Below are 236 nucleotides of genomic sequence, written 5' to 3'. Positions count from 1 at the left end.
CAGGGCGGCCAGCGCGCGGTGCCCGTCGTTGGGCCGGGCGCGGCGGAAGTGCTCCCAGCCGACGTGGCTGCGCCCCCAGTAGCGCCACCGGGCCCGCGCCGAGCCGGTGAACTCCTGGTACGTCATGGGGGTGTGCCGCCGCAGGGAGCCGTTGGGGCCGCGGTAGTCCGGGATGCCGGAGTCGGTGGACAGCCCCGCCCCGGCCCAACGACGGGCACCGCGCGCTGCAGGGCGGC

The 236-nt window shown here is 78.4% G+C and carries 1 protein-coding gene; it reads right to left on the bottom strand.

Features of this window, described 5'->3' with window-relative positions; translation table 11 throughout:
• The coding region (locus tag GTR00_RS22685; protein WP_276610411.1) for a Sir2 family NAD-dependent protein deacetylase at window positions 1-236 on the bottom strand (236 nt) is incomplete at both ends.

The organism is Kineococcus indalonis (genome assembly GCF_009906395.1).
GTDB lineage: Bacteria > Actinomycetota > Actinomycetes > Actinomycetales > Kineococcaceae > Kineococcus > Kineococcus indalonis.
This window is presented reverse-complemented; position numbering and strand designations above follow the sequence as displayed.